We start from the raw sequence: 26,677 nt of genomic DNA, 5'->3' as shown, positions 1-26,677 counted from the left end.
TTTGCTTATTTAGCTGCAGCTGCTGGTTCAGCAGCAATTGTTGTGCCTGGAATAGGAATCAAAATCTCATTTTCTTCAGCTTTTACGCATTTAAAGCGATATTGCTTGCCAGCCTTGGATAAAAAGCTTGCACCTTGGTAGAAGTCATCTTTGCAGGTCTGGGTGGCGAAATCCATCACATCCTGGGGATTGGCGCTAGAAGAGATCAGGCGCATATTGCCCATCGACATATTGATCTGCGTGGAATAGCACCCAGATAGTAGCGAGCCAGAAATTACAGTTAATAGTAGAATTTTTTTCATGGAAACCTCCATAATCAGCAATGCTCGTTAGGATAAACCTATTAAGCAATTGTTGCGGGGAAATCGTTCGTTCTACAAGGAAGAGATATGTTTAAGGCAATTTTGGTCAATAAAGATGAGCAAGGCTATCGTGCTGAGCTTGGACAAGCTGATGAAGCAAGTCTCCCAGAAGGCGATGTCAGGGTAAAGGTGCTCTATTCAACCCTGAACTATAAAGACGGTTTAGCCATTACTGGCAAAGGACCGGTGGTGCGTAGTTTTCCGATGGTCCCCGGAATAGATTTTGCTGGTGAAGTGATCGAAAGCAGCAACTCAGACTTTAAGACTGGTGACATGGTTCTCCTAAATGGCTGGGGTGTGGGCGAAGGCCATTGGGGGGTTAGCGCAACAGGCTCGCGTAAAGGGAGATTGGTTGATTCCTCTGCCTAAGGGCTTTACAGCTAAACAGGTATTGGCAATTGGAACGGCTGGGTATACAGCAATGTTGTGTGTGATGGCGTTGCAAAAGCACGGTCTTAAGCCTAGCGATGGCGAAGTTTTGGTAACTGGCGCTGCAGGCGGCGTTGGTAGTTTTGCGATCACCCTTTTGAGTAAATTAGGTTTTACTGTGGTTGCTAGTACGGGCCGTATGGCAGAAGCGGATTACCTGAAAAAATTAGGCGCTGCAGAAGTGATTAACCGTGCAGCTCTGTCTGCTCCAGGCAAGCCATTGGCTAAAGAGCGTTGGGCTGCAGTAGTGGATAGCGTTGGCAGTCATACCTTGGCAAATGCATGCGCCCAGACTAAGAGCGATGGGGCTGTCGCTGCATGCGGCCTTGCCCAGGGAATGGATTTCCCCTCTACTGTTGCGCCATTTATTTTGCGAGGCGTAACTTTATATGGAATATATAGCGTAACTGTGCCACGTGCAAAACGTATTGCGGCGTATGAGCAACTCAGTAAATTAGTGGATCTCAAAACATTGGATGAAATTTCTCATGAAATTACTTTAGAGGAATCATTAAAGTATGCGCAAGAGTTAATGGCGGGCAATGTGCGCGGCCGTTTAATTGTGGATGTGAACAAATAACCCAAACAATAAGTAGTGGCACCTATTCTGATGCTTGAGGTTTGCGATCTGCTAATAATGACCATACCTCAAGCTTTTCAGGATTTGAGAGCTCAGACCAATTTGCAATTTCAGTAAGCGTACGATAACAACCACGGCAATAACCATTTTCTGGGTTGATATCACACCAATTAACGCAAGGCGATGGAGCGGTAGTCAAAGTAAGCCTAAAACAAAATAAACATAAAAGAAAACGCTAGACCATGAGCACTCAAATCCGGATCATGTTGGCCTATCGCAATGGCTATGTGAAAAGTGGAAAGTACCTTTATGGATTTCCATGACGGATTACCTTACTGCTCAGTGGTTGAGTTGCAAAGAGGGTGGCGCAGCGATTGGTGCGCGCGCGGGCAGCGGCGGCTCAGCAGATCATTTTCAGAAACATGGATTAACAGCGTCACAGGATTTAGAAAAAATTCGGGCGCGCACCAATTACTACAGCAATATGGTTCCTGGAGTTCCACGTCAATATCGCCGCACATTATGGAAGGCGAGAACATTTTGATTGGCGGTAGAAGCTGGCAAATTATTATGGGGTATGGTCATGCACCCGAGCATGCATCTTTATATTGCAAAGAGATTGGCGTACTAATTTCTGGCGACATGCTCTTACCGCGCATCTCAACGAACGTCAGTGTTTATGATGCCGATCCATTGGGGCTTTATTTAGACTCGATTGAAAAGTATTCAGCATTGCCAGCGGATACTTTGGTATTGCCTTCTCATGGCAAGCCTTTTCAGGGGATGCTCCCACGCATTGCACAACTGAAGGCACATCATGACGAACGTTTGGCGGATACTTTAGCCGCATGTAAAAAACCGGCACATGCTCGAGAGATAGTGCCGGCTTTGTTTAAACGTGAATTAGATATTCATCAACTCACATTTGCGATGGGTGAGGCTATTGCTCATCTGAATTACCTACTTCGTCGAGGAAAGTTGGATCGCCAGCTTTGCGAGGACGGCGTGCTGAGGTTTTCCGCGGTTTAGCTTTAGTCGACTTAGTTGATGCAGTTTCAGAGCTTTCGCTAGGGCTTGTTGCTGCAGCTCCAGCGGCTGACACTGCGTCACCAAAGGATTTGAGCGCCATCATCGTGGCGTGTTGCACCTCAAGACCTTGAATGGTCGATTTCAGGATATTCAGATTCAAATTGAGCCAGTTTTCAACGCTTTTAAGGTCTTTAATGCGTTTTTCTAGCTCATCTACATCTAAGCCAGGAAAGGCTGCCCCAAAGCCACCGCCGCCGGCCTTAGAGGCGTCAGCGGAAAAGGGAAACTGTCCGGCTTGTGCCGCTGCACCTTGACCCCACATGGTTTTAAACATATCAAGGCTTTGGTTGAATTCTGGAATGGTTCCAAACATAGGGGCTCCGGGGTAAATGAAAAGTGGCTTTTCCAATAGTCCAATAGAATAAGGGATTCTAGAGATTATTCCCGGTTCAACAATGCAATTTAATGGTTTATCCCAGCCTTATACCCGCGGTCAGGCACTTCCTGAGCTGCTAAAGCAGCGCATCCTCATTTTGGATGGGGCTATGGGCACCATGATCCAGCAATACAAATTAACTGAAGCTGACTATCGTGGGCTGCCGGGGAATACTCGTTTTGCGGATCATCCAGGCGACATCAAAGGCAATAACGAACTTTTAGTTCTGACCCAGCCACAAATTATTAGCAAAATTCATGAGCAGTATCTAGATGCCGGTGCGGACATTATTGAAACCAATACTTTTGGCGCAACCTCAGTTGCACAAGAAGACTACAAAATGACTGGCTTAGCGCGCGAGATGAATGAAGTCTCTGCAAAATTGGCGCGCGCTGCATGTGAAAAATACAGCACCCCTGAAAAGCCGCGCTTTGCTGCGGGCGCGATTGGGCCTACCCCAAAGACTGCCAGCATTTCTCCTGACGTAAATGATCCGGGTGCGCGCAACGTCACTTTCGATGCTCTACGCGCTTCTTATCGTGAACAGATTGAAGGTTTATTTGCGGGTGGTGTAGATTTATTTTTAGTCGAAACTATTTTTGACACACTGAATGCCAAAGCGGCATTGTTTGCGCTGGATGAATTCTTTGAGGATACTGGCGAACGTTTGCCTGTCATGATTTCTGGAACGGTTACTGATGCATCGGGTCGTATTTTGTCTGGACAAACTGTTGAGGCGTTTTGGAACAGCTTGCGTCACATTAAGCCGCTGACTTTTGGTCTGAACTGTGCTCTAGGTGCTGCACTAATGCGCCCCTACATCGCAGAGCTGGCAAGGATTTGTGATGCCGCAGTTTCTTGCTACCCCAATGCCGGCTTACCTAATCCAATGAGCGATACGGGCTTTGATGAAACGCCTGAAATTACTTCTAGCTTGGTAGATGGCTTTGCTAAAGACGGCTTAGTAAATTTAGTGGGCGGCTGTTGCGGCACTACTCCTGACCATATTCGCGCAATTGCAGATGCTGTTACCAAGCGCAAACCTCGTGCGTTCTATCGTGAAAATGCAGGGGTGGCAGCATGAGCAAGCTAGAGAAAAAATCTATGCCAGCGATGAAGCTCTCCGGTCTCGAACCTTTTAACGTTACAGCTGATGTCGGCTTCGTGAATATTGGTGAGCGTACTAACGTCACAGGTTCAAAAGCGTTTGCCCGCATGATTTTAAATAATCAATTTGATGAGGCGTTAGCAGTAGCGCGTCAACAAGTTGAAAACGGCGCTCAAGTCATCGACATCAATATGGATGAGGCGATGCTTGATTCTGAAGCGGCTATGACACGCTTCTTAAATCTCATTGCGTCAGAGCCTGATATTGCTCGTGTACCCATCATGATTGACTCCTCAAAGTGGAGTGTGATCGAAGCGGGTTTGAAATGTATTCAAGGTAAGCCGATTGTTAACTCGATCTCTCTTAAAGAGGGCGAGGAGCCTTTCAGAAAGCAAGCACGTTTAATTCGTCGCTACGGAGCGGCTTCGGTAGTAATGGCTTTTGATGAGGTTGGTCAGGCTGATACATTTAAACGTAAGACAGAGATCTGTCAGCGCTGCTATGAGATCTTGGTAAACGAGATCGGTTTTCCTGCAGAAGACATTATCTTTGACCCCAATATTTTTGCCATTGCTACTGGTATTGAAGAGCACGACAACTACGCAGTTGACTTCATCAATGCTACTCGCTGGATTAAAGAAAATCTGCCTGGCGCCAAAGTAAGTGGTGGCGTTTCTAATGTGAGCTTCTCGTTCCGCGGCAATGATCGTGTTCGTGAAGCAATTCATACGGTGTTCCTGTATCACGCCATTCAAGCTGGCATGGACATGGGCATTGTGAATGCTGGTCAGTTAGGTGTGTACGCCGATCTAGATCCTGACTTGCGCGAGCGTGTAGAAGATGTGGTGCTCAATCGCTTTAAAGAAAAAGATGGCAAGACACCAACTGAGCGCTTACTTGATATCGCTGATCAATTTAAAGGTGGTGGCGCTAAACAAGTTGAGAACTTGGTTTGGCGTGAGGCGCCAGTACGTGAGCGCTTAACCCACGCATTAGTTCATGGCATTACAACTTATATTGAAGGTGATACCGAAGAGTTGCGCGCAGAAATCATGGGTGCAGGCGGTCGGCCAATTGAGGTGATTGAAGGCCCGCTGATGGATGGCATGAATGTGGTTGGCGATCTGTTTGGTGCCGGCAAAATGTTCTTGCCTCAGGTGGTTAAGAGTGCTCGTGTGATGAAGCAAGCAGTGGCTATTTTGATTCCTTATATTGAGGAAGAGAAGCGTCAGCATATCGCTGCAGGTGGTGAAGCTAAAGCCAAGGGCAAAATTGTGATGGCCACTGTTAAAGGCGACGTTCACGATATTGGAAAAAATATTGTGACTGTAGTTCTGCAATGTAATAACTTTGAAGTTGCCAATATGGGTGTAATGGTTCCTTGTGCAGAGATTCTCAAGCGTGCAAAGGAAGAGAATGCAGACATTGTTGGCCTATCAGGATTAATTACACCGTCCCTGGAAGAGATGACGTATGTTGCCCAAGAGATGCAGCGTGACGACTGGTTCCGTGAGCGTCAAATTCCGTTGATGATTGGTGGCGCAACAACATCCCGCGTTCATACTGCAGTAAAAATTGCTCCACACTACGATGGTCCGGTGGTTTATGTGCCAGATGCTTCACGTTCTGTATCAGTTGCTTCTAGCTTGCTTTCGGATGAAAGTGCTAAAAAGTTTATTCAGGATCTACGCGATGACTACGTGCGTATCCGTGAGCAGCATGCCAATAAAAAAGCTGCGCCAACCATTTCATTGGAGGCGGCACGTAAGAACCGCGAGATGATTGACTGGTCATCTTACGTGCCAGAGAAACCTAAATTTATTGGACGTCGTGTATTTAAGAACTTTGCACTAAGCGATATCGCGAAGTATATCGACTGGACGCCATTCTTTCAGACTTGGGATTTGGCTGGCAAATTCCCGGCAATCCTGGATGATGAGATCGTTGGTGTCGAGGCGCGCAAGGTATTTGAAGATGCTCAGGCCTTGCTCGATAAGTTGATTAAAGGCCAATGGCTGCAGGCTGATGCAGTAGTTGCTTTTTATCCTGCCAACACAATTGGTGACGATATCGTTTTGTATAGCGATGAAGCTCGTGAGCATCCTTTGTTTGTGTGGCATAACTTGCGCCAACAATCTGAGAGACCGGTTGTAGAGGGCGTTCGCAGACCAAATCGTTGTTTGGCTGATTATATTGCGCCAAAAGATTTAGGTGTTGCTGATTACCTCGGTTGTTTTGCTGTGACAACAGGCCATGGCGTAGAAAAGAAAGTGGCTGAGTTTCAAGCAAAGCATGATGATTACAGCGCAATTATGTTGAAGGCTTTGGCGGATCGTTTGGCTGAAGCGTTTGCTGAGTTAATGCACCATCGCGTACGCACCGATTTGTGGGGATATGCAACGGATGAGATTTTGACAAACGATCAAATGATCAATGAGGAATACCGTGGTATTCGTCCAGCGCCTGGCTATCCAGCCTGCCCTGCACATGAAGTTAAAGAAGATTTATTGCGCGTGATTGGGTCTGAGGATATCGGCATGACCTTGACAGAATCTATGGCTATGAATCCAGCCTCAAGCGTAAGCGGTTTCTATTTGGCCCATCCAGATGCCCGTTACTTTAACGTAGGCAAACTCTCGGATGATCAGGTGGAAGACTTGGCTAAGCGTCGTGGCCAATCAGTGGAAGACACTCGCCGTCAACTTGCTAGCTTATTAGATTAAACACCCCACATTACGGGTTCGTCTTTGGACTTTGCCTGCTTCATTAATTCTAGGAATGGGTAGGCTCTTTGCCCAAGCCGGTCTGCAAGCTTCGGTTTTTCAGCGCCATCTTCGGTCTCGGACTTAGCTTTGGATCTTTCTTCTAAATCTTTCAAAATGGCCGTTTCTAAGGCAGTGATGAGATCGGGAAGTTGCTCAACCGTGAGAATTCCCCTGGGCTCTAAAGGGCGCCCCAAAATATCGAAGATTCGCTTGGTCAGATCGGCCAGCATGATGACATCTGGACCAGCTTTTGAGCGAAATTGATAGATCATTTCGATAGCTTACCACCTGATAAACTCACCTAACTATGTTGTTAACTAATAAAAATCGTTTAATTGAAATGTTGAGCAGCGCCCTTCAGGGCTTGGCTCAGGAGCGCGGCCTGGGAGATGCACCAAGCCCTCGTTTGGAGCGCCCTAAGGCGGTAGATCATGGTGATGTTGCCTGCAATATCGCCCTCCAGCTGTCCAAGGCTTGGAAGCTCAATCCGCGGGAGCTTGCACAGGCGCTGATAGAGCGTTTGCAGCAGCAACCCGGTTTTGAGCAATTAATTGCTTCTTGTGAAATCGCAGGGCCTGGATTTATTAATTTTCGCTTGAGCAATGCCGCAAAGACGGCAGTTGTTGGTGAAATACTCTCAGCCGGAACTCATTTTGGTGAGCTTCCTTCCAGCAGTGCTGCAGTGCCAAGCGCGATGATTGAGTTTGTCTCAGCAAATCCAACGGGCCCTTTGCATGTTGGCCATGGAAGACAAGCTGCGCTCGGTGATGCCTTGGCAAACTTATTGGCTACGCAAGGTATCAAAGTGCATCGTGAGTTTTATTACAACGATGCTGGCGTGCAAATTGCAAACTTAGCTTTGTCGGTGCAAGCTCGTTTAAATGGATTAAAGCCGGGTGATGCCGCTTGGCCAGAGCAGGCCTACAACGGTGAATACATTGCTGAAATTGCTACTGCATTTAAAGCTTCTCCAGAATTTAAAGATGGCATCGAAGCGATTCGTCAGTTTGCTGTTGCTTATTTACGCAATGAACAAGATATCGATTTAAAAACCTTCGGCGTGAAATTTGACTGCTATTACCTAGAGTCTTCTTTGTATACCGATGGTAGTGTTGCCAAAATCGTTGATGAATTGCAATCCATTGGTAAGACCTATGAATCTGAAGGTGCGTTGTGGTTAAAAACGACTGATGATGGTGACGATAAAGATCGCGTGATGCGCAAGTCGGATGGTAGCTTTACTTACTTCGTTCCTGATGTCGCTTATCACACGAGCAAATGGAGTCGTGGCTTTCAGAAGGTGATTAATGTACAAGGCAGTGATCACCATGGCACGATTGCCCGTGTGCGCTCGGGCTTGCAGGGCGTAGCTCAGAAGCGCGGTTGGGATATTCCTAAAACCTATCCAGATTATGTTTTGCATAAGATGGTGACCATAATGCGTCATGGTGAAGAGGTCAAAATTTCTAAGCGCGCTGGTTCGTATGTCACTGTGCGTGATTTAGTAGAGTGGTCTGGCGGCGTAACACCAGAGATGACTCCTGAAGAAAGAGAGTTGGCTTTGCAGCGCGGTCGCGATGCCGTCCGCTTTTTCTTGATCTCACGTAAAGCGGATACTGAATTTGTATTTGATATTGATTTGGCCTTGCAGCAAAACGATGAGAACCCAGTGTTTTATGTTCAATATGCTCATGCGCGAATTAATTCAATTTTGCAACAGTGGGATGGTCAAACATCTGATCTAGCCTCTGCAGATTTATCGCTCCTACAAAGCAAGGCATCCGACCATCTACTGCGTCGTTTAGCTGAGTATCCAGAGGTGCTTACTGACGCCGCAGAGGAAATGGCACCGCATGCACTTGCTTTCTACTTGCGCGACTTAGCGGGAGATTTCCATACTTTTTATAATGCTGACCGCGTGTTAGTAGACGATCAGAATTTAAAAATGGCGCGCTTAGCGCTTCTCTTGGCAACCCGTCAGGTCTTGCAAAATGGTTTAAAAGTATTAGGGGTATCTGCACCAGCCAAGATGTAATGGCAAGATATGAAGTGAAACTGTAAGATGAGGAAATGATGAAAAAACCGAATCAACAAGCTGGCTTCATTGAGAGACCTAGCGCTGTAGTGAATGGCAAAGACGCCCAATATGGGGGCACTATTTTGGGCTTCATTTTGGGCCTAGGCGCCGGATTAGGGATTGCGTTTGTAATTGCCTTTTATCTATCCAAAAATACACCTCAAGAAAGACCTGGCGTACGGGCACCAAGCTTACCTTTGACGATCAAACCTTCTGGTACTCCGGCTGAAGGTGAGGCCGCCGCTCCGGTTGAGCAATTGGACTTAAATAAGCCATTGCAGGGCAAGGCGCCAGCTACTGCTGCCGCAGATCCCATTGGCGATTTAGTTAATGGCAAGAAACCTGCAGAATCCACTCCACCTCCAGCCGCTAAAAGTGACGCGATTTATTTCTTGCAAGTGGGTGTTTTTGTAAAGCGTTCTGATGCTGATGCGCAAAAAGCAAATTTAGCAATTCAAGGCTTACAGGCGCAGCTTAGCGAGGTAACCAGCGAGGGGAATACGCTGTGGCGTGTTCGTGTTGGGCCCTACAACAGCGTTGAGGAGAGCAATCCTGTACGCGATAAGTTGAATGGCTTAGGCATTAAATCAACCCTCATTAAATCTAGTAAATCATGATTTCATTAAGCAAACGTATTTTTACTGTATTGACCTTACTTTCTTTAAGTGGCCTTGTTGGTGCGCAGGCGCAAAAGATTGAAGAGGGTTTTTATTACCGCATATTGCCAATGGCTCAGCCAGTTGAAACAAAAGGCAAGGTCGAGGTTATTGAGTTCTTTTGGTATGGCTGCCCACACTGCTATGACTTCGAGCCAGAGCTCAGCGCGTGGGTTAAGCGTCAGCCTAAAGATGTTGCATTCCACAGGGTGCCGGTAGCATTTCGTGATAATTTCTTGCCGCATAGCCAGTTGTTTTATGCGCTTGAAGCTATGGGTAAGGGTGATGCTCTCAATGACAAAGTGATGTATGCAATGCATAAAGAGAATAAGCGCCTACTCACAGAACCCGAGATTGCAGATTGGGTTGCCTCTCAAGGTATTGACCGCAATTCCTTCTTAGCTACTTATCGTTCTTTTGCGGTGGTTTCTAAGGCGCGGGCTGCCAAGCAGCTAACAGAGGCATATCGCATTGATGGTGTTCCAACTATTGTGATGCAAGGAAAGTACGTTACTTCTCCTTCTATAGCCGGCTCTAAAGCCAAGGCAATTGCTGTGATGGATTATCTCGAAGAAAAGATTCGCAGAGATAAATACAAGTAATTCTTGCTAATCGGTACAGTGCTTTGGTGCCGATTAGATTTTGACAAAGCGTCGCACAATCCAGAAGTACAGGGGGTAAGGCAAGATTCTGAGAAATTTTAAGAATCTTGAGAACCGCTTGGGGAAGTGAATATCAAACTCCCCATTTTTTATTCCTGTCAAAATTTCAGTGGCTGCTTCTTCTGCGCTGATTAAGGCCGGCATCTCAAAATCATTTTGAGCCCTGGCTTCTGTTGCCACAAAGCCAGGGGAAATCATATGAACGCTGATTCCTGTTGGTAGTAGGTCGTAATACAGGTTCTCGCAAAAATTAATGATGGCTGCTTTGCTGGGTCCGTATGCCAGCGCTTTTGGCAGCCCGCTATAGCCTGCAACGCTCCCAACAATAGCGATATGACCAGAGTGGGTCTTTAGCATCTCTGGCAGCACCAGGGCTACAGCCCTCATTGGTCCGAGTAGGTTTGCGCCAATCGTTTTTTCTGCGACTTGAATATCAAAATCATCTGCTCGCAATGGGGTGTAAACACCAGAAACAAAGAGCATTAAATCTACTCCGCCCCAGGCATCTAAAATCGTTTGATAACCATTTTGCAGTTGGGATTGAGTGGTGACGTCTAGCGGAACCGTAAGGGTTTGATCTTTTTGAGAAGTTTCAGAAATTTGGTTTAAGCGCTCAACCCTGCGGCTCGATAGTGCAACTTTGGCACCTGCCGCGATGAATTCTTTTGCACAAGCTTCGCCAATGCCGCTGGAGGCGCCAATTACCCATATGCGCTTTCCTGAAAAACTTGGGATACCTTTTTGCTTCATGCGCTTAATGCATCCGAGGATGTCCTGGTGGGATTGTGACTGAGTGTGAATTGCACTACATCAATATTGCGCTCTGAAAAACCGGCCGCACAGTACATGAGGTAAAAATTCCAAAGTCGGATAAAAGCCTCGTCAAATCCAAGTTGACGAACCTCTTGTAGTTTTTGATTGAAGTTATCTCGCCACAGGCACAGTGTCTTGGCGTAATCGGAGCCAAAGGCAAATTCACCTTCGACTTTAAGGCCTGCTTTAGCTGCGCTAGCTCTGAATCTGGTGCGCGAAGGGAGCATGCCTCCTGGAAAAACATACTGTTGAATAAAGTCAGTGTTGTGGCGATAGCGTTCAAATAGATCTTCTGCGATCACAATAGTTTGAATACAAGCCTTGCCACCAGTCTTTAGGCAGTTCGCAATCGCATCAAAATACTCAGGCCAATGCTTTTCACCTACAGCCTCAAACATTTCAACAGAAGCAATGCCGTCAAATTTGTCCTGACAATCTCGGTAATCTTGCAAACGTACTTCGTATGAAGTATTTAAGCTTGCCTCACCTCGAACTACTTGCAGTCTTTTTTCGGCAAACGCCTTTTGTTCGGTTGATAGGGTTAGGCCTGTGATGGAGAGTTTATTGCGGAGTGCTTGTTCCATAACCCCGCCCCATCCACAGCCAATTTCCAAGATATGACCGCCTGACTTCACTTCAATCGAGTCCAGGATGCGTCGAATTTTGGCGTATTGAGCATCAGCAAGAGATTGTTTATCTCCCTCAGAAAACCAAGCGCTTGAATAGCTCATAGTTGGGTCTAGCCAGGGCGTATAGAAGAAGGCATTTCCAAGGTCATAGTGGGCGTGAATGTTCTTACGGCTACCAGTTTTAGTGTTATCTCGCAGCCAGTGTTTAAGGCGATAAAAAATCGAGCCGTACCAGCTTCCGTAAATGGCCTTCTCAAGAATGGTTCTATTGCGGATAGCAAGTTCGAGTATGGCTTTTAGGTCTGGCGTATTCCATTGCCCGCGAATATAGCTTTCTGCGAAGCCAATATCACCATGAGACATGACGTCTTTAAATACGGACCAATCTAAAACTGCAATTTCAGCATGCAAGGCATCCGAACGATTGCCAAACTCGCGTTGTTCGCCGTTTGGCAAAGTCATTCTTAGGTAGCCGCTGCTTAATTGGGAAAGAAGCTGCAGTAATGCCGCTGCACTCACTTGGTGGCGATGCGAGGACGCCACTTTGTTTTGTGTGCGTGAAAAATTTAGTCTAGAAAGTAATGATTGTCCGGGGCGATTCATCCGCTGATTTCGAGTTCTGGTGGCTTAGGCTTCGAATGAAAGGGTACACCTTTTACCCATAATTTCAATGCCTACCAGTGGATTCTGAAAATGACCCCAAGACTCATTAGGGGGTAGCGTAAAAAGGCTAAATAAAGGGCTGAGCGACTTAGTTCACGACTCGTGCCGCTGATGCTTGTGGTGATGAGTGGTTGCCCATCTTCATGTAATTCAATGCGACATACTGAGTTCTTGCCTGTAATGCTGTCTTGTGGAAATAAGAAACGAAAATGGTATTCGCCGCGCACTTCACAAAATGGCGATACATGAAAGACTTTTTTGCTCATGAGCGTTTCTCCGGAGAGCAGTTCTTCGCCAGAGTCCTTGTATAGCAAATAGCAATGACGCTCGCCAAAGGTGTTATTAACCTCCGCCAATACCGCCTGAACTTTCCCGGTGGATCGAGTGCATATCCAAAAGCTAACTGGATTAAAGACGTAACCCATGACTCTTGGAAAAGTTTGCAACCAAATCTCTCCATCGACATTGGGAATATGGTTCTCTTCCAAAATCTTCTCAATCCAATCCAATCCAATCCAATCCAATCCAATCCAATCCAATCCAAACTATCTTGTTGGCCTGCCCCGTGATCTTTATCGAGGAAGGAAAAGAGCCCAAGGCGGTTATCTCTTAAGCCTCTCGTATGCAGAATTTCTGGTTCTGCTTTCCTGGATCGCATTGGAATGGAAATGGTAAAGACGCCATAGCCAAATGCATTCTTGGCGGGTCTTAGGCGCCGATGCTTCACTACTCCAAAGTTAATCTTTGGTTGGTTCATTTATTGCGCACCATTGTTTGAATCGGGAACTCCAGCATTTGTTCAACAGAGCAAGACCAGATTGCACCAATCATTGGGAGAAAATAGTTCTCTCTAAAGCTTTGACTCAAGTGATTGCGATCCAAGAAATTTGCAATAGTTTCGTCGGACTCTTTGTATTGGTGGCCCCCTTCAATTTGCGTAAGCGCTAAGTTGGTGGCCCATGCGGTTAAAGCGCAGGATGTCGTAAGCCATGCGCCAAAACGATGGAGACAGAAGATTAGTGCGTTGACCAAAAAATGAATTGATGTCGTTGCCAGCCCACTCAATTTTTCTCGGATGGCTTGATCTTTCGGATGAATCAATTGATACAGAAAAAGACATTTCAGAGGGTGATGCAGGCGCTTGAATTTCTTCAAACAGGCGAACCAAGCGTGGATATGTTTTACGATTAAATACTAAGAATCCAGTATCAACACCGTGCGTGATAGATTCGCCACCCACTTCACATGTAAAGTTCACCGTATTGCTGTGACCGCCAATGTGGTCTCCAGACTCATATAGGGTAACGTCAAATTCAGGATGTTGTCTTAGGGCATAAGCACACCCTAGACCGGAGATGCCTGCTCCAATAATGGCAATACGTTTCTTGCTCACTGCGCTTTTTCCCCTAAGAGCTTTTCAATTTCAGCAGTAATGCTACTGCTTGTAGGTTTTGTAACACTTCCAAACGAATCGACAACATTACCATTGCGATCAATTAGATATTTATAAAAATTCCACTTCGGTGTTGTACCTGTTTTAGCGATCAACATTTTGAAGAGTGGGTTAGGGCTGCTTCCAGAAACTTGGCTTTTAGAAAACATTGGAAATTTCACGTCATAGGTATTCTTGCAAAAGTCGGCGATCTCTTTATTGCTGCCCGGCTCTTATTTTCCAAAATCATTCGATGGAAATCCTAAAACTACAAAACCCTGATCTTTGTATTTAGCGTAAATTTTCTCTAGACCTTCGTATTGGCTTGTAAAGCCGCAAAAGCTGGCTGTATTCACCACTAGCAGCACCTTTCCCTGGTATTGGCAAAGGTTCTGTGGAGCCTCGTCTTGTAGATGAGCAAAGGTGTGCGACAAAAGTGGGCTGCAACTGGCCGCCGCATTGGCGCTAGAAGCTATCGATAAAACGGCGGCAACGGTAAGGAGCCAAGAGATCACAAAACGGTGCATAGAGCGCCTTCTTTATTGGGTTTGGAGTGCTCAAGTCTAAGACATTCTGGCCAATATCGCAGGGTGGTGAGTATTGCCTTTAATATTGAGCCATGAGCTCTCTTTTGCCACCATCTTTTGAATCTAAGGTTTGCCCTTTAGATCAGCTTGCTAGCCGCATAGCCAAGCTACCTAGGCCATTGGTATTTACTAATGGGGTATTCGATATTCTTCATCGCGGCCATGCGAGTTATCTAGATCAGGCTAGAGCTCTAGGCGCTAGCTTGGTGGTTGGCGTGAATTCAGATGCCTCAGTCAAAATGCTTGGTAAAGGCGATGATCGACCGATCAATACTGGGGCCGATCGTCAGGCCTTATTGGCTGCGCTTGAAAGCGTCGACATGGCCGTCTTGTTTGTTGAGCAAACGCCCGTAGAGTTGATTGAGAAGATTCGTCCGGATATTTACGTGAAGGGCGGCGACTATGAAATCGATACCCTGGCTGAAACTCACTTAGTAAAAAGCTGGGGTGGAAAGGCCCTCGCCATTCCATTTCTTTATGAGCGCTCTACTACGAGCTTGCTAGGAAAGATTCGTTCTTAAACGTTTTGCAGCAACCAAGACCAAGCACCACGTAATACGAGCCCGTCGATAGGCTCTATTGCTATTGAGGTTGGCAGTTTTAACTTAGCAATTTCATTGGCTAAAATTTTTGCATTGCCGCCATCAATCCAAATTCTCTCAACCGGGCAATTGATTTCTTTTGCATGTTGCATGGCGTATTGAATTGCACCAATTTGCGCAGCATCACATCCGCCAATAATCGCATTATTTGTATTGGTAGCAAATCCATGATGTTCTTCACGAGTCGCCAAAGGTAATTGCGCGGTGTTGCTCTGAAGACTGGTTTGCATCATCTCTAAGCCAGGCAAAATCCAACCGCCGTAATGTACACCATTTGAACCAAGTAAATCAATGGTGGTAGCAGTGCCAGCGTTCACTATCAAAGTGCTATTACTTGATAAGGCGCGTGCACCTATGACTGCCGCCCAGCGATCGGCGCCAAGCTGGCTGGGGTTTTGGTACAGGGTGCGCATTCCGGTAAAAGGGGTGTCACCCTTCAGTTGCTGCCAAGCAATATCACCCCATTGCGGAAATAAGGATTGGAGGTTTTCGATTGCCTCTTTACCTGCGACACAGCAAAAAGCAATGGCATCAGGCTTAGGTAATGTTTTGGAAATATAGTCAGCTAACTCAGCTTTATGTTCTTTGGAGCTGAGAGATTTGCTGCTGATTGAGCCTGAATAAGCCCATAATTTTTTTTGTCGATCCGACGGTTGTTGCGTTGATTCAACGGCCGCCCATTTAAGGCGCGTATTACCAACGTCAAATAATAAATACAGACTCATGATTGAACTCGCAATGAAATATCGCCTGCATGTATGGCAACGGTTTTATTTTCTTGCTGTAAGAGAAGTGCGCCAGCTTGATCTACGCCTTTAGCGGTTCCGTAAATAGATTCTTTACCTGCACCGGAAATAGACGCCGCTTGATCTTTATAGGCGTCCCACTTTCCCCATTGCTCTCTGTAAAACTCAAATCCATGTTGATCAAAGTTTTTAAAATGATCCTCAAAAGAGGCGATGAGTTTGAGCCACAAATATTCAGTGTCGGGAAGTTTTGTCGATGCCCCCAAAATTTGATCAAGAGCCCCAACCTTTTGTCCGCCCCCAAGGCTAGATTCAATGAGTGCAGCATTTCGTAAGTTCAGGCCAACGCCAACAATCATCCATGTTGGTTCCTGGGGATTGGATTGACCCCCTTCGATAAGGATGCCCCCCAGTTTGGCGTTATTGAGCAATAGATCGTTTGGCCACTTGAGACGAAGACCGGCTGAATGAAGCGTTTCTTCATTCAGCCCGGAAGCCTGAGCTAAGCCAGAAATCACCGCCAGGCCGACTACAAGGCTTATCCCGGTGAGCTGTGCAGGGGTTCTTTTGAAAGGGAAGGCTAGAGAAAAGCAAATAGAGTCTTCAGGGTTGGCTAGCCATACGCGACCCACCCTGCCTTTGCCGGCAGTCTGTTTGTGGGCAATGCGGGCGACTGGATCAATTAATTGACCGGCGCGCCAGCGCTCTAAAAGATCGTCATTGGTTGATCTTGTTTCGTTTACGCGCTCAAGGATGCAATTAGCAGTCATTTCGCCATTGTAGAAAGGTCTGACCTAGAATTGTGGAATGCATCAAAAAGACCAGCGCCCCCGTAAATTTGTATGGCCACTTCAGGCCATGCCTTTGGCTAGGTTCATGAGTGTGAGTTATGTGTTATTGATTATTTATGTGAGTCTAAATCCATTTGATTTTGACTTTCAGAATGGCATAACAGCTTGGGCCTGGATAGATGCCCCTTTGCCTCGTTTCATCACTTTATTTGATGTTTCCGTCAATATTCTTGCCTATATCCCATTTGGATTTTTACTGGTTTTTGCTGCATATCCACGTTGGCGTAATTTTGTTGCCTTGGCTTTAAGTTTGAGTGCGCTATTGGCATTGACTGTCGAATCCTTACAGTCCTGGCTGCCAACCAGAATACCAAGTCAAATGGACTGGTGGGCCAATGTGCTCGGCGGCCTCCTGGGCGGCCTGCTAGCAATTCCCTTGGGCCCCCAATGGCTATCTGGTAGCGCCATCCGCCGTCGCTTTGATCAGTGGTTCGGACTTCATTGGGGCGCATGCGCGCTCTTCTTATTATTTCCCTGGTCACAAATTTATCCCCAAAGTTCATGGCTCGGGACGGGAGTTTGGGGTCATGCGATCTTTGGCTCGATTGATTGGGGAACAACGGTTGTTAACCACGTAGCGCAAGAAACGCTTATTACTGCGCTATGTTGGTTAGGAGTCGCCTTATTGCTTTCACTAGGTCTTAGACCAAAGGCGCCGCAGTGGTGCATTTTGAATGGCTTACTTTTCTTCACTGTCGCAATTAAAACCTTATTCACAGCACTTCAATTTGGTGGAGAATTTGGTTTGATATGGTTTACTGCCGGTGCATTATGGGGAATGGCTCTGGCAATGATCTTATTGAGACTGGCATTAAAGCTAAGTCAAGTAGCAAAATTTTGGCTGGCGTTTTTTTGTCTTGTTAGCGGCACGATTGCCATCAACATATTGCCGGATAATCCTTATTTCATATTGACTTTACGGCACTGGCATCAAGGGCGTTTATTACACTTTAATGATCTGATGCAGTGGGTTTCGGTGGTATGGTTACCAATCGCCTTAGTTTGGATGATTCGTAACGTTACTGAATTTAAATCGCAGCATTGATGAATATAATTTTTCTATGAGTTTTTCTAAGCGCCTATTTTTTTGTTTGAACCAGCGTAGTAATGGCGAAGATTGTTGTGATCGTCATAATGCATTTGCTTTGTTTGAGTACGCAAAAAATAGAGTAAAAGTGCTTGGACTATCTGGTCCGGGAAAGATTCGCGTGAACAAAGCGGGATGCTTGGACCGCTGCGCTGATGGCCCTGTGATGGTGGTCTATCCAGAGGGTGTCTGGTACACCATGATCGATGTACAAGACGTAGAAGAGATTATTCAGTCACATTTGATTTCAGGGCGCCCCGTAGAGCGCCTTCAGTTAACTTTGTAGTTCTTTTAAGTCATTCGTTTTTGTTGAAAGTTTTCCCATGAATAGCCGCACAAAAGTAATTCATATTGAAGGCATTGTTGGATCGATGGAAATGTCCATTAATCTTCCGGATGAATTAAAAAATGATCCATCATTTGTTGTGCGTGGTTTGGCTTTGGTTGCACACCCACACCCATTAATGGGCGGGACAATGGATAACAAGGTTGCCCAAACAATGGCCAGGGCTTTTAATCAGCTTGGTTACGTCAGCGTACGACCAAACTTTCGTGGCGTAGGCGGTACTGCCGGCGTGCATGATGATGGCGTTGGCGAGCTAGACGATTTGCTACATGTGACAGATTGGATGCGCACACCATCAAGCTGGGATCAATTTGAAGCGACTGCAAATCAATCATGGGTATCCGGCGCCAATACATTGCCTTTGGTTGTTTCTGGATTTTCGTTTGGCAGCTTTGTTGGTAGCCACCTAGTCGAGAAGTTGGCAGAGCTGGGTCGTCCCGCTGAGCGTTTGGTGATGGTTGGCAGTGCCGCTGGTAAATGGAAGCTTGCTAATGTGCCCACCGATACGGTGGTGATACATGGTGAGGTTGATGAAACTATTCCATTGGCTGATGTATTGGATTGGGCGCGCCCCCAAGAGTTAACTGTTCAAGTGGTGCCAGGAGCAGACCACTTTTTTCATCGCAGATTGCATTGCATTCGCAACATCATTACGGGGGCGCGTGGTTGGGTATGCCCGATCATCGAAAACAATAAAAGGATTGAAGCAATGTCAGAAGAAAAATCATTAATCGAGTATCCATCGCTCTTTCCAATTAAGGTGATGGGCAAAGCAAACCCGGAGTATTTGCCTGCAATTATTCATATTGTCAAGCAATTTGATCCAACATTTGACGAGAGCAAGGTTGAGCAGCGCCCATCAAAGGATGGAAATTATTTGGGTATTACCTTGCCAATTACAGCCACTAGCCGCGAGCAGTTAGACGAGCTGTACAGAACTTTATCTACACACCCATTAGTTAGCATCGTGCTCTAATTTATTCCTGATGCCATTTTTAGTAAAACAACTTGGAACGGTAGAGTACCTCTCGACTTATGAGGCGATGCAAGTATTTGCTAAGGAGCGCAATAGTCAAACTCCAGATGAGATTTGGGTTTTAGAGCACCCCCCGGTGTTTACTTTGGGTCTGGCAGGAGATGCTGGTAACTTGCATTCACCAAGTAATCAAATTCCGTTGGTACAAGTTGACCGTGGTGGAGAGATTACATATCACGGCCCTGGTCAGATCGTGGCCTACCTTCTGTTAGATCTCAAGCGCCTGGGAATTTTTGTAAAAGAATTGGTTTCACGTATTGAGCAGGCTTTGATGGATACCTTGGCAGATTTTGGGATTGCGGCCGAAAGACATGCTGGCGCACCCGGGATATATGTCTCTGAGCAGCCTGGAGTGCCCTCAGAGTGGTTTGGCGCTAAGGTTGCTGCCTTGGGCTTAAAGGTATCCAAAAGCTGCTCCTATCATGGCTTAGCCTTGAATGTAGCCACTGATTTAGAGGCTTTTAAGCGCATCCACCCCTGTGGCTATGAGGGCTTAAAGACAGTCGATATGCAAACCCTTGGGATCAAGGACAATATAGACACTATTAGCCAAAGGCTTTTGCAGCACTTACAAAAGCAACTGATGCCACATGACAACAAATAATCCTGACACCAAGACATCTATTGAGGGTCGCCAAGATCTGAATTACGACGCATCGCGCAAACAAAAGTCGAGCGAAAAAACTGCGCGTATTCCAATCAAAATCGTTCCCCTTGAAGAAGTGCTCAAGAAGCCCGATTGGATTCGTGTGAAAGCAGCATCAGGTAACTCACGCTTTGCTGAGATTAAAAAGATTTTGCGTGAGAATGAACTGGTTACCGTTTGCGAAGAAGCAAGTTGCCCAAACATTGGCGAGTGCTTTGGCAAAGGGACTGCTACTTTTATGATCATGGGCGACAAGTGCACACGTCGTTGCCCATTTTGCGATGTAGGGCATGGCAGACCAGATCCTTTAGATACAAAAGAGCCGGCTAACTTAGCTCGCACGATTGCTGCTCTCAAGCTCAACTATGTCGTGATTACTAGCGTCGACCGTGATGACCTGCGTGATGGTGGTGCTATGCATTATGTAGACTGCATTTCTCAATCACGCGCTTCATCCCCCAATACTCGAATTGAGGTTTTGGTTCCTGATTTCCGTGGTCGCTTAGATAAGGCGCTTGATATTTTTTCTGAGCATGCACCAAATGGTTTGCCTGATGTGATGAATCACAATCTAGAAACAGTGCCACGTTTGTATAAACAAGCTAGGCCTGGTGCTGACTATGCCCATTCTTTGAAATTGTTAAAGGATTTCAAAGAGCGTTTTCCACATGTGCCTACCAAGAGCGGTTTGATGGTTGGCCTTGGTGAAACTGACGAAGAGATTTTGGAAGTAATGCGCGATATGCGTGAGCACAACATTGATATGTTGACGATCGGCCAATATTTGGCGCCATCAGGTCATCATCTACCGGTGCAGCGCTATGTGCACCCTGATGTATTTAAGATGTTTGAAGAGAAGGCTTATGCCATGGGCTTCTCCCATGCAGCAGTGGGCGCGATGGTGCGCTCTAGCTATCACGCAGATCAACAGGCCCATGGAGCTGGGGTTGTCTAGAGTGGTTTTAAAGGTTGCCGTTCTATGGGCAACATCCCTTGCCTTACTCGCGTGCAGTCCAAAATTAGATTGGCGTACCGTTCAATCTCCTCAAGAGATATAGCGCCTTATTTCCAGGCAAACCCGATAAGTTAGAGCGTCAAATACCATATCAAGGACAAGAGTTTTGGCAGACTCTTGAGGCAGTAAAAATTGACGATGATATTTACTCTATTAGCAGTATTAAATTGCTAGCTAATCAAACAGTGCTGCTGCCAAATCTAATTCAGCAGTTGCAAAGTAATTTATTGGATAGGGCCAAAGCTTCTGGGGGTAGCGTAGAGGTGTTGGGCACAACTTACCAGCTTGGTAGCCGTCAAAAGTTGGCAAGCAAAGATTACTTTCTTGTTTTGAAATCAAACGGGAAGGCGTCGCAATTGATGCGAGTGCGCTGGATTACGCGTGCCGCACCAATTGCGAAATGTGGATCTATCAAGTATCTGTGTTACATCCAGATGGAAGTGTGGATGATGCTAAAACGCTTTTATCTAAAGAAGAGTATGAAAACTTCTTTGGCGGTTTTTCTCCAGAATAGAGCTCAGAAAATTACTGCGCTTTCTCGAGTGCTGCAACTTTAGCTTCAAGCGCTTCTAATTTCCCCCTCGTTTTGGCCAGCACCTTACTCTGAAGGTCAAACTCTTCACGCGTTACCAAGTCCATTTTCTGAAAACCCTGATTCATCATGGCGCGCACATTTTTTTCAATCTCTTGCGCTGGTGAATTGCGAATGGCATCACCCACCTTGTTCTGCATATCACTTGCCATACGTTGAATTTGCTCGAGGATTTCGCCGGGTTTTTGCATGATGGTATTTCGCAGCTCTATAAAAAGTTGCATAAAAGATACACGTCGCTATTTTAAGCTGGGTAGCGAAAAAGGGGCAAAACAGCAAAAAACCCTGAAAAGGCTTAATTTTCACCCCTATGGTGCAATATTAAGCACCAAATAAGTGCATAGGCATTAATAAGGGGAATGCAGGGGAATCCCAAATGGGTGCGCGCTTCATGATCACTCCATGCATTAAGCATTCAAACCCTTTTTTGATTACAAACAGTAAGGAGTAACACATGAAAACAATTCAAAAGACAGCTATTGCTCTAGCAGCCTCTGGCCTATTTGCAACTTCTGCATTTGCGCAGTCAGCTCCAGCAGCTCCTGAAGCCAGCCCAATTACAGCTAACGTAACTATCGTAAATGACTACCGCTGTCGTGGTATCAGTCAGTCAAACTTTAAGCCAGCAATTCAAGGTGGCTTTGACTACGCTCATGAAAGCGGTCTTTATGTTGGTAACTGGAACAGCTCAATCAGTTGGATCAGTGATGCATATGGACCTAATGGCGGTATCTCTGGAAAAGGCGCTACCGTCGGTCCAGTAAGCGCCCCAATTGAAATGGATTTCTATGCTGGTATTAAGAAGGAATTGATTGGTGAAGGTTTTGCAAGTGATTTGGGTGTTTTGCAGTACTACTACCCAACATCAGGCATTCTAAATACTGGTGGATACACTGCTAACCCAAATACAACTGAAATCTACGCAGCTCAGAATTTCACATTCGGTGCGTTTACTGGCTTTGCAAAAGTATCTTATGCGGTAAGCACATTGTTTGGCACTGTTAACTCAACCGGCTCTTACTATCCAGACTTAACCGTGAACTACGACACTGGCGTTTGGGGCTTGGCATTGAATGGTCACGTTGGTTACCAATATGTTGCCGGCAACACAAAAAATGGCTCGGTCAACTGGGTTGGTAATGCGATTGCAAATGGCACAAGCAACAGCAGCTTGTATAGCTATACCGATTGGAAATTGGGCGTAACTAAAGACTTCGGTGGTGGTTTATCTGCTGCTCTTGCGTACGTAGGCACAACCGCAGCAACATCTTTAGGCGGATATTTTTACTCTAGCCCGAGCGGTAAAAACCTCGGTAAGGCTGGCGGCTTAGTTTCTTTAACAAAAACTTTCTAATTTCCACCTCTGAACGGAGAAACACATGAAATTAATTACCGCAATCATCAAGCCTTTCAAGCTTGACGAAGTGCGCGAAGCTCTCTCTGAAGTGGGAGTTTCGGGCATTACCGTCACTGAAGTTAAAGGCTTTGGTCGTCAAAAAGGTCACACCGAGTTGTATTGCGGTGCTGAGTATGTTGTTGATTTTTTACCTAAAGTAAAAATTGAAGCTGCTGTTGAAGATGGCATCTTGGAGCGTGCGATTGAAGCAATTGAAAAATCTGCACGTACAGACAAGATTTTTGTCTCACCAGTTGAGCACGTCATTCGTATTCGTACCGGTGAAACCGGTGCGTCAGCACTTTAAAGAGAGGTTCAAAATGTTAACTTGGATGAAACGACTCGTTGCTGGTGGTGCTATGGCTTTAGCTATTAGCGCTACTGGTGTATTGGTTACTTCGCCAGCGCATGCTGATGAAGTAAAAAACCTGCTGTAACAGCTCCTGCAGCAACTCCTGCTCCAGTACTTGGCTCTGAAAAGCGCAATAAAGCAGATATCGCTTGGATGATGGTTTGTACAGCATTAGTGCTGTTGATGACTCTTCCTGGCTTGGCTTTGTTCTACGGCGGCTTAACCCGCAGCAAGAACATTTTGTCTATCTGCATGCAATGTTTCATGGTCTTCTCTTTGATTACGGTGCTATGGGCTATTTATGGCTATAGCTTCGCATTCACGGAAGGTGGAGCATTCATTGGTGGATTAGATCGCTTGTTCTTGGGTGGCATTAACCCTGACTCAGTAGCGGCAACCTTTGGTAAGGGCGTTGTGATTCCTGAGTATGTGTTTATGGCTTTCCAAGCGGTGTTCGCAACAATCACTTGCTGTTTGATCATTGGCTCTTTTGCTGAGCGCGCTAAGTTCTCTGCAATTTTGGTATTCATGGTGATTTGGTTCACTTTGAGCTACTTGCCAATCGCTCACATGGTTTGGTTCTGGCCTGGCCCAGATGACATCAAAGATGCTGCATCACTCGAAGCAATTACCGCTCGTGCTGGTTGGTTATGGCAAAAAGGTGTTCTCGACTTTGCTGGCGGTACTGTTGCGCACATCAATGTGGCGATCGCTGGTTTGGTTGATTCCTTTGTGATCGGCAAGCGTTTGGGCTATGGCAATGAAGCCACATAACTTAGTTTATGTAATGACTGGCGCCGCTCTCTTGTGGTTCGGCTGGTTCGGCTTCAATGCTGGTTCAGCGCTTGAAGCAAATGGCACTGCATGTTTGGCATTCGTGAATACTTATTTGGCTACTACTGCTGCTGTATTGGGTTGGTCAGTTGCTGAATGGGTTCTCAAAGGCAAACCATCTATGTTGGGCGCTGCATCTGGTTGCGTAGCTGGTTTGGTAGCAATTACTCCAGCGGCTGGTTTTGCTGGCCCAATGGGGGCAATCATCATTGGTTTGATCGCTGGTGTAGTTTGCCTCTGGGGTGTTACTGGCCTTAAGAAGATTTTGGGTTCAGATGACAGCTTGGACGTATTTGGTGTGCACGGCGTAGGCGGCATTACTGGTGCACTATTGACTGGTGTATTTGCTGACCCAGCATTGGGTGGCTCTGGTATTTGGGATTATGTAGCTAATGCAGTTGCTCCTGATTACTCTATTGCTAGCCAACTATGGATCCAAGCTCAAGGCGTGATTACCACTGTAATTTGGTCTGGCGTAGTTTCTTACGTAGCCTTCAAATTAATCGATATCGTGATTGGTTTGCGCGTTAAGGAAGAAGGAGAGCGCGAAGGCTTGGATATCAGCTCACATGGTGAGACTGCCTACGAGTCTTAATCTGTAGATTTACCCCTCACTGGGCGGCCCTGGTTGGCTGCCCGGTTTTAAGCGCGTGATCCTAGGATCCCGCGTCTTTCTTTTAATAATCTTACAATGGTGGAATGGTTCCACATCTCATTACTGCCTTAAGCAGCCCTTTGCTCGAATTAGAGTCAAAGGTTCTAGAAGCGACTCCAACCATTGAGCGTTGGTTTAGATTGGAGTGGCAAGAGCACACCCCGCCTTTTTACTGTTCTGTCGATTTGCGCAACTCTGGTTTTAAGCTTGCCCCAGTCGATACCAATTTATTTCCGGGTGGTTTTAATAATCTCTCTCCACAAATGTTGCCTTTGGCTGTGCAAGCCGCAATGGCCGCTATTGAGAAGATTTGCCCAGAAGCAAAAAATTTATTACTCATTCCCGAGAAACATACGCGCAATACTTTTTACTTGCAAAATATTGCGCGCCTGTCTTCAATCCTGCGTCAGGCAGGTTTGAATGTTAGCCTCGGCACTTTCTCTGAAGAAATTAAGAAGCCAACCTGGATTGAGTTGCCTGATGGCAATCGCCTCCTGATGGAGCCTTTATCCCGCCTTGGCTTGAAAAAGCAGCGTCTGGGTCTTAAGGATTTTGATCCTTGCTCTATCTTGCTCAACAACGATTTATCAGCTGGTATTCCTCCTATTTTGGAAAATATTTACGAGCAATATTTATTGCCTGGTTTGCATGCGGGTTGGCATGTGCGTCGTAAATCAAATCACTTTGCTGCCTATGAAGAGGTCGCAAAGAAATTTGCCAAAGTAGTCGACATTGATCCATGGATGATTAATCCATATTTTGCGAGTTGCTCAAATATTAATTTTCATGAACGTAAAGGCGAAGATGAGCTGCAAACAGCAGTAGAGCAAGTTCTGAAAAAGACTGCCAAAAAGTATCGTGAATACGGCATTAAAGAAAAACCACATGTCGTTGTGAAAGCGGATGCTGGCACTTATGGCATGGGCGTCATGGTTGTGCATGATCCAGCTCAACTTAAGGGTTTGAACCGCAAAGACCGCAATAAGATGAGCGTGGTTAAAGAGGGTCTAGAGGTTAGTGATGTCTTGATTCAAGAGGGTGTTTACACCTTTGAAAAGGTCAATGAAGCGGTTGCAGAGCCTGTGGTGTACATGATTGATCGTTACGTCATTGGCGGCTTCTATCGCGTTCATACAGATCGTGGTCCAGATGAAAACCTCAATGCTCCAGGTATGCATTTTGTGCCGCTCGCTTTCGAGCAGAATTCCATGCCTGATCTTGGTGCTAAACCAGGTAGTGCAGCTCCAAATCGTTTCTATTTGTACGGTGTTGTTGCCCGCTTGGCGCTTCTCGCGGCCTCGTTGGAGCTAGAGCGCACCGACCCAAATGCTGAAGTTGCATAAAGACTATGAATTTTTTATTCATTGCCGATCCGCTTGAATCTTTCAAGGTTAAAAAAGATTCCACATTAGCAATGATGCGCGTAGCGCAAGAGGCCGGCCATCAACTTTGGTTTTGCCAGAGTCGCAATGTATTGTCGAAGGAAAATGTCGTCCACGCGGATTGTCAGTCTTTGACAATTAAACCAAGCTCTACTTCTTGGTTTGAGTTGGGTCAAATAGAGTCTAGAGCGCTAAATTCTTTTTCAGCAGTATTAATACGAACTGATCCGCCATTTGATATTGAATACCTCAATACCACTTGGCTGCTTTCTGCAGCCGTTCGTCAGGGGGCTAAGGTATTTAATGAGCCTTCAGCCGTACGCGATCACTCCGAAAAATTATCGATTACGGAGTTTCCTGAGCTAATACCCCCAACTTTGGTGACTCGTGAACTCAGCGCGGTTGAAGACTTTCACCGCACTCACCAAGATATTGTGATTAAGCCATTAGATGGTATGGGTGGCATGGGTGTATTTCGTGTGGGGCCGGATGGCTTAAATCTTGCAAGTATTGTTGAGACCTTGGGCGAGAATGGTGCTAGGACCCTAATGATTCAACGCTTCTTGCCTGAAATCGCGCAAGGCGATAAGCGGGTTCTCTTGATTGGCGGCGAGGTCGTGCCTTTTGCTTTGGCGCGCATTCCTCAGGGTAGTGAAATTCGTGGCAATTTGGCAGCTGGAGGCAAGGGTGTTGCCATGCCTTTGTCTGATACCGAAATGAAGATTGCCCAAATGCTTGCCCCCAAATTAAATCAACGCGGTTTATTCTTGGTTGGACTAGACTTAATTGGCGGCTACTTGACGGAAATTAACGTTACTAGCCCTACTTGTTTTGTAGAGATAACGGATCAAAGTGGTTTTGATGTTCCTCATTTTTGGTTAAAAGCGCTCGAGAAGGCATTGTCTTAAT

The 26,677-nt window shown here is 46.1% G+C and carries 28 protein-coding genes and 5 pseudogenes; 20 read left to right on the top strand and 13 right to left on the bottom strand.

The annotated features are described in order from the left end of the window. Window positions 1–5 precede the first annotated feature (5 nt). A complete protein-coding gene (locus DXE27_RS02920) occupies window positions 6–302 on the bottom strand; it encodes a hypothetical protein (protein WP_128112840.1) in 297 nt (98 codons plus the stop codon). A gap of 87 nt (window positions 303–389) precedes the next feature. On the opposite strand from DXE27_RS02920, the pseudogene acuI reads away from it, so the two are divergent. Continuing rightward, window positions 390–1,371, top strand: a pseudogene (gene acuI, locus DXE27_RS02915) (acrylyl-CoA reductase (NADPH)). Window positions 1,372–1,393: 22 nt separating this feature from the next. Here the strand turns inward: acuI and DXE27_RS02910 are convergent. Beyond that, a complete protein-coding gene (locus DXE27_RS02910) occupies window positions 1,394–1,570 on the bottom strand; it encodes a DUF1289 domain-containing protein (RefSeq protein WP_128112839.1) in 177 nt (58 codons plus the stop codon). A gap of 120 nt (window positions 1,571–1,690) precedes the next feature. On the opposite strand from DXE27_RS02910, the gene DXE27_RS09055 reads away from it, so the two are divergent. Both DXE27_RS09055 and DXE27_RS02905 read left to right on the top strand, forming a co-directional pair. Then, window positions 1,691–1,915 (top strand): hypothetical protein, encoded by a 225-nt coding sequence (locus DXE27_RS09055; RefSeq protein WP_197712288.1) that lies wholly within the window; start codon window positions 1,691–1,693, stop codon window positions 1,913–1,915. Further along, window positions 1,894–2,400, top strand: coding sequence for an MBL fold metallo-hydrolase (locus DXE27_RS02905; RefSeq protein WP_197712287.1), 507 nt, complete (start codon window positions 1,894–1,896; stop codon window positions 2,398–2,400). The genes DXE27_RS09055 and DXE27_RS02905 overlap by 22 nt, the downstream gene beginning before the upstream one ends. Here DXE27_RS02905 and DXE27_RS02900 read toward each other — a convergent pair. Beyond that, the gene (locus DXE27_RS02900; RefSeq protein ID WP_128112838.1) at window positions 2,312–2,773 is read right to left on the bottom strand and encodes a PhaM family polyhydroxyalkanoate granule multifunctional regulatory protein; all 462 of its coding nucleotides are present in this window, start codon (window positions 2,771–2,773) and stop codon (window positions 2,312–2,314) included. The two genes, DXE27_RS02905 and DXE27_RS02900, sit on opposite strands and share 89 nt — an antisense overlap. Before the next feature lie 82 nt (window positions 2,774–2,855). Between DXE27_RS02900 and DXE27_RS02895 the strand changes: the two genes are divergently transcribed. Both DXE27_RS02895 and metH read left to right on the top strand, forming a co-directional pair. Further along, window positions 2,856–3,920: a homocysteine S-methyltransferase family protein gene (locus DXE27_RS02895; protein ID WP_128112837.1), complete on the top strand. Its 1,065-nt coding sequence runs from the start codon at window positions 2,856–2,858 to the stop codon at window positions 3,918–3,920. Next, the gene (gene metH / locus DXE27_RS02890) at window positions 3,917–6,667 is read left to right on the top strand and encodes a methionine synthase (protein WP_128112836.1); all 2,751 of its coding nucleotides are present in this window, start codon (window positions 3,917–3,919) and stop codon (window positions 6,665–6,667) included. Before DXE27_RS02895 ends, metH begins: the two co-directional genes overlap by 4 nt. On the opposite strand, the gene DXE27_RS02885 is transcribed toward metH, so the two are convergent. Then, the gene (locus DXE27_RS02885; protein WP_128112835.1) at window positions 6,664–6,981 is read right to left on the bottom strand and encodes a DUF1840 domain-containing protein; all 318 of its coding nucleotides are present in this window, start codon (window positions 6,979–6,981) and stop codon (window positions 6,664–6,666) included. The genes metH and DXE27_RS02885 overlap by 4 nt on opposite strands. 35 nt (window positions 6,982–7,016) lie before the next feature. Between DXE27_RS02885 and argS the strand changes: the two genes are divergently transcribed. The 3 genes from argS to DXE27_RS02870 are packed head-to-tail and all read left to right on the top strand — an operon-like array spanning window position 7,017 to window position 10,044. Beyond that, window positions 7,017–8,744, top strand: coding sequence for an arginine--tRNA ligase (argS, locus tag DXE27_RS02880; protein WP_128112834.1), 1,728 nt, complete (start codon window positions 7,017–7,019; stop codon window positions 8,742–8,744). A gap of 38 nt (window positions 8,745–8,782) precedes the next feature. After that, a complete protein-coding gene (locus tag DXE27_RS02875) occupies window positions 8,783–9,403 on the top strand; it encodes an SPOR domain-containing protein (protein WP_231969624.1) in 621 nt (206 codons plus the stop codon). Continuing rightward, window positions 9,400–10,044 carry a thiol:disulfide interchange protein DsbA/DsbL gene (locus DXE27_RS02870; protein WP_128112832.1) on the top strand — a complete coding sequence of 215 codons (645 nt, stop codon included), beginning with the start codon at window positions 9,400–9,402 and terminating at the stop codon, window positions 10,042–10,044. Before DXE27_RS02875 ends, DXE27_RS02870 begins: the two co-directional genes overlap by 4 nt. A gap of 33 nt (window positions 10,045–10,077) precedes the next feature. Here DXE27_RS02870 and DXE27_RS02865 read toward each other — a convergent pair whose 3' ends face one another. From DXE27_RS02865 to DXE27_RS02845, 6 genes and pseudogenes are all read right to left on the bottom strand, one after another. Beyond that, on the bottom strand, window positions 10,078–10,854 hold the full coding sequence (locus DXE27_RS02865; protein WP_128112831.1) for an SDR family NAD(P)-dependent oxidoreductase: 777 nt from the start codon (window positions 10,852–10,854) through the stop codon (window positions 10,078–10,080). Next, complete coding sequence (locus tag DXE27_RS02860; RefSeq protein WP_128112830.1) at window positions 10,851–12,149, bottom strand: SAM-dependent methyltransferase; 1,299 nt, start codon at window positions 12,147–12,149, stop codon at window positions 10,851–10,853. Before DXE27_RS02860 ends, DXE27_RS02865 begins: the two co-directional genes overlap by 4 nt. Window positions 12,150–12,220: 71 nt before the next feature. Then, the gene (locus DXE27_RS10390) at window positions 12,221–12,748 is read right to left on the bottom strand and encodes a DUF1365 domain-containing protein (protein ID WP_415064439.1); all 528 of its coding nucleotides are present in this window, start codon (window positions 12,746–12,748) and stop codon (window positions 12,221–12,223) included. Between the two features lie 68 nt (window positions 12,749–12,816). Further along, window positions 12,817–12,966 (bottom strand): annotated as a pseudogene (locus DXE27_RS10385) (DUF1365 domain-containing protein); the annotation flags it as partial. Window positions 12,967–13,137: 171 nt separating this feature from the next. Beyond that, complete coding sequence (locus DXE27_RS02850; RefSeq protein ID WP_197712286.1) at window positions 13,138–13,602, bottom strand: FAD-dependent oxidoreductase; 465 nt, start codon at window positions 13,600–13,602, stop codon at window positions 13,138–13,140. Further along, a pseudogene (locus tag DXE27_RS02845) lies at window positions 13,599–14,168 on the bottom strand (glutathione peroxidase). Before DXE27_RS02845 ends, DXE27_RS02850 begins: the two are co-directional and overlap by 4 nt. A gap of 92 nt (window positions 14,169–14,260) precedes the next feature. On the opposite strand from DXE27_RS02845, the gene rfaE2 reads away from it, so the two are divergent. Further along, on the top strand, window positions 14,261–14,749 hold the full coding sequence (gene rfaE2 / locus DXE27_RS02840; protein WP_128112829.1) for a D-glycero-beta-D-manno-heptose 1-phosphate adenylyltransferase: 489 nt from the start codon (window positions 14,261–14,263) through the stop codon (window positions 14,747–14,749). Here the strand turns inward: rfaE2 and DXE27_RS02835 are convergent. Both DXE27_RS02835 and DXE27_RS02830 read right to left on the bottom strand, forming a co-directional pair. Further along, entirely contained in the window at window positions 14,746–15,555 is an 810-nt protein-coding gene (locus DXE27_RS02835) for a type III pantothenate kinase (RefSeq protein WP_128112828.1), read from the bottom strand. The two genes, rfaE2 and DXE27_RS02835, sit on opposite strands and share 4 nt — an antisense overlap. Further along, window positions 15,552–16,346 carry a biotin--[acetyl-CoA-carboxylase] ligase gene (locus DXE27_RS02830; protein ID WP_128112827.1) on the bottom strand — a complete coding sequence of 265 codons (795 nt, stop codon included), beginning with the start codon at window positions 16,344–16,346 and terminating at the stop codon, window positions 15,552–15,554. The genes DXE27_RS02835 and DXE27_RS02830 overlap by 4 nt, the downstream gene beginning before the upstream one ends. Window positions 16,347–16,383: 37 nt before the next feature. Here DXE27_RS02830 and DXE27_RS02825 point away from each other — a divergent pair, with 37 nt between their 5' ends. From DXE27_RS02825 to lipA, 6 genes and pseudogenes are all read left to right on the top strand, one after another. Continuing rightward, window positions 16,384–17,472 carry a VanZ family protein gene (locus DXE27_RS02825; RefSeq protein WP_128112826.1) on the top strand — a complete coding sequence of 363 codons (1,089 nt, stop codon included), beginning with the start codon at window positions 16,384–16,386 and terminating at the stop codon, window positions 17,470–17,472. Window positions 17,473–17,488: 16 nt separating this feature from the next. Next, complete coding sequence (locus DXE27_RS02820; protein WP_128112825.1) at window positions 17,489–17,800, top strand: (2Fe-2S) ferredoxin domain-containing protein; 312 nt, start codon at window positions 17,489–17,491, stop codon at window positions 17,798–17,800. Between the two features lie 37 nt (window positions 17,801–17,837). After that, a pseudogene (locus tag DXE27_RS02815) lies at window positions 17,838–18,521 on the top strand (alpha/beta hydrolase); the annotation flags it as partial. 48 nt (window positions 18,522–18,569) lie between these two features. Continuing rightward, a complete protein-coding gene (locus DXE27_RS09570) occupies window positions 18,570–18,836 on the top strand; it encodes a YbeD family protein (RefSeq protein WP_172457145.1) in 267 nt (88 codons plus the stop codon). A gap of 10 nt (window positions 18,837–18,846) precedes the next feature. Then, the gene (gene lipB, locus DXE27_RS02810) at window positions 18,847–19,500 is read left to right on the top strand and encodes a lipoyl(octanoyl) transferase LipB (RefSeq protein WP_128112823.1); all 654 of its coding nucleotides are present in this window, start codon (window positions 18,847–18,849) and stop codon (window positions 19,498–19,500) included. Next, window positions 19,487–20,497 carry a lipoyl synthase gene (lipA, locus tag DXE27_RS02805; protein ID WP_128112822.1) on the top strand — a complete coding sequence of 337 codons (1,011 nt, stop codon included), beginning with the start codon at window positions 19,487–19,489 and terminating at the stop codon, window positions 20,495–20,497. The genes lipB and lipA overlap by 14 nt, the downstream gene beginning before the upstream one ends. Window positions 20,498–21,082: 585 nt before the next feature. Here the strand turns inward: lipA and DXE27_RS02795 are convergent. Further along, window positions 21,083–21,340 (bottom strand): accessory factor UbiK family protein, encoded by a 258-nt coding sequence (locus tag DXE27_RS02795; protein ID WP_128112821.1) that lies wholly within the window; start codon window positions 21,338–21,340, stop codon window positions 21,083–21,085. A gap of 263 nt (window positions 21,341–21,603) precedes the next feature. Here DXE27_RS02795 and DXE27_RS02790 point away from each other — a divergent pair, with 263 nt between their 5' ends. The 5 genes and pseudogenes from DXE27_RS02790 (at window position 21,604) to gshB (ending at window position 26,676) form a co-directional block, all read left to right on the top strand. Beyond that, the gene (locus tag DXE27_RS02790) at window positions 21,604–22,503 is read left to right on the top strand and encodes a TorF family putative porin (protein WP_128112820.1); all 900 of its coding nucleotides are present in this window, start codon (window positions 21,604–21,606) and stop codon (window positions 22,501–22,503) included. A 25-nt stretch (window positions 22,504–22,528) separates the two neighbouring features. Next, entirely contained in the window at window positions 22,529–22,852 is a 324-nt protein-coding gene (locus DXE27_RS02785) for a P-II family nitrogen regulator (RefSeq protein ID WP_128112819.1), read from the top strand. A gap of 13 nt (window positions 22,853–22,865) precedes the next feature. Further along, a pseudogene (locus tag DXE27_RS02780) lies at window positions 22,866–24,326 on the top strand (ammonium transporter). A 104-nt stretch (window positions 24,327–24,430) separates the two neighbouring features. Then, window positions 24,431–25,729 carry a glutamate--cysteine ligase gene (gene gshA, locus DXE27_RS02775; protein WP_128112818.1) on the top strand — a complete coding sequence of 433 codons (1,299 nt, stop codon included), beginning with the start codon at window positions 24,431–24,433 and terminating at the stop codon, window positions 25,727–25,729. A 5-nt stretch (window positions 25,730–25,734) separates the two neighbouring features. Then, window positions 25,735–26,676, top strand: coding sequence for a glutathione synthase (gene gshB, locus DXE27_RS02770; protein WP_128112817.1), 942 nt, complete (start codon window positions 25,735–25,737; stop codon window positions 26,674–26,676). Window position 26,677 lies beyond the last annotated feature (1 nt).

Source organism: Polynucleobacter necessarius (assembly GCF_900096755.1).
In the GTDB taxonomy this organism is placed as follows: domain Bacteria; phylum Pseudomonadota; class Gammaproteobacteria; order Burkholderiales; family Burkholderiaceae; genus Polynucleobacter; species Polynucleobacter necessarius_K.
Note: the sequence above shows the minus strand (reverse complement) of the source record. Positions and strands in the feature narration are given on the sequence as shown.

Bases quoted from the DNA above. Each gene is read 5' to 3' on its own strand.
- DXE27_RS02835 (WP_128112828.1), bottom strand. From the start codon at position 15,555: ATGAGTCTGTATTTATTATTTGACGTTGGTAATACGCGCCTTAAATGG.
- DXE27_RS09055 (WP_197712288.1), top strand. From the start codon at position 1,691: ATGACGGATTACCTTACTGCTCAGTGGTTGAGTTGCAAAGAGGGTGGC.
- DXE27_RS02905 (WP_197712287.1), top strand. From the start codon at position 1,894: ATGGAAGGCGAGAACATTTTGATTGGCGGTAGAAGCTGGCAAATTATT.
- DXE27_RS02870 (WP_128112832.1), top strand. From the start codon at position 9,400: ATGATTTCATTAAGCAAACGTATTTTTACTGTATTGACCTTACTTTCT.
- argS (WP_128112834.1), top strand. From the start codon at position 7,017: ATGTTGTTAACTAATAAAAATCGTTTAATTGAAATGTTGAGCAGCGCC.
- DXE27_RS02790 (WP_128112820.1), top strand. From the start codon at position 21,604: ATGAAAACAATTCAAAAGACAGCTATTGCTCTAGCAGCCTCTGGCCTA.
- lipA (WP_128112822.1), top strand. From the start codon at position 19,487: ATGACAACAAATAATCCTGACACCAAGACATCTATTGAGGGTCGCCAA.
- gshA (WP_128112818.1), top strand. From the start codon at position 24,431: ATGGTTCCACATCTCATTACTGCCTTAAGCAGCCCTTTGCTCGAATTA.
- DXE27_RS02830 (WP_128112827.1), bottom strand. From the start codon at position 16,346: ATGACTGCTAATTGCATCCTTGAGCGCGTAAACGAAACAAGATCAACC.
- DXE27_RS02900 (WP_128112838.1), bottom strand. From the start codon at position 2,773: ATGTTTGGAACCATTCCAGAATTCAACCAAAGCCTTGATATGTTTAAA.
- rfaE2 (WP_128112829.1), top strand. From the start codon at position 14,261: ATGAGCTCTCTTTTGCCACCATCTTTTGAATCTAAGGTTTGCCCTTTA.
- gshB (WP_128112817.1), top strand. From the start codon at position 25,735: ATGAATTTTTTATTCATTGCCGATCCGCTTGAATCTTTCAAGGTTAAA.
- metH (WP_128112836.1), top strand. From the start codon at position 3,917: ATGAGCAAGCTAGAGAAAAAATCTATGCCAGCGATGAAGCTCTCCGGT.
- DXE27_RS02820 (WP_128112825.1), top strand. From the start codon at position 17,489: ATGAGTTTTTCTAAGCGCCTATTTTTTTGTTTGAACCAGCGTAGTAAT.
- DXE27_RS02825 (WP_128112826.1), top strand. From the start codon at position 16,384: ATGCATCAAAAAGACCAGCGCCCCCGTAAATTTGTATGGCCACTTCAG.
- DXE27_RS02860 (WP_128112830.1), bottom strand. From the start codon at position 12,149: ATGAATCGCCCCGGACAATCATTACTTTCTAGACTAAATTTTTCACGC.
- DXE27_RS02795 (WP_128112821.1), bottom strand. From the start codon at position 21,340: ATGCAAAAACCCGGCGAAATCCTCGAGCAAATTCAACGTATGGCAAGT.
- DXE27_RS02785 (WP_128112819.1), top strand. From the start codon at position 22,529: ATGAAATTAATTACCGCAATCATCAAGCCTTTCAAGCTTGACGAAGTG.
- DXE27_RS02875 (WP_231969624.1), top strand. From the start codon at position 8,783: ATGAAAAAACCGAATCAACAAGCTGGCTTCATTGAGAGACCTAGCGCT.
- DXE27_RS09570 (WP_172457145.1), top strand. From the start codon at position 18,570: ATGTCAGAAGAAAAATCATTAATCGAGTATCCATCGCTCTTTCCAATT.
- lipB (WP_128112823.1), top strand. From the start codon at position 18,847: ATGCCATTTTTAGTAAAACAACTTGGAACGGTAGAGTACCTCTCGACT.
- DXE27_RS02920 (WP_128112840.1), bottom strand. From the start codon at position 302: ATGAAAAAAATTCTACTATTAACTGTAATTTCTGGCTCGCTACTATCT.
- DXE27_RS02865 (WP_128112831.1), bottom strand. From the start codon at position 10,854: ATGAAGCAAAAAGGTATCCCAAGTTTTTCAGGAAAGCGCATATGGGTA.
- DXE27_RS02895 (WP_128112837.1), top strand. From the start codon at position 2,856: ATGCAATTTAATGGTTTATCCCAGCCTTATACCCGCGGTCAGGCACTT.
- DXE27_RS02885 (WP_128112835.1), bottom strand. From the start codon at position 6,981: ATGATCTATCAATTTCGCTCAAAAGCTGGTCCAGATGTCATCATGCTG.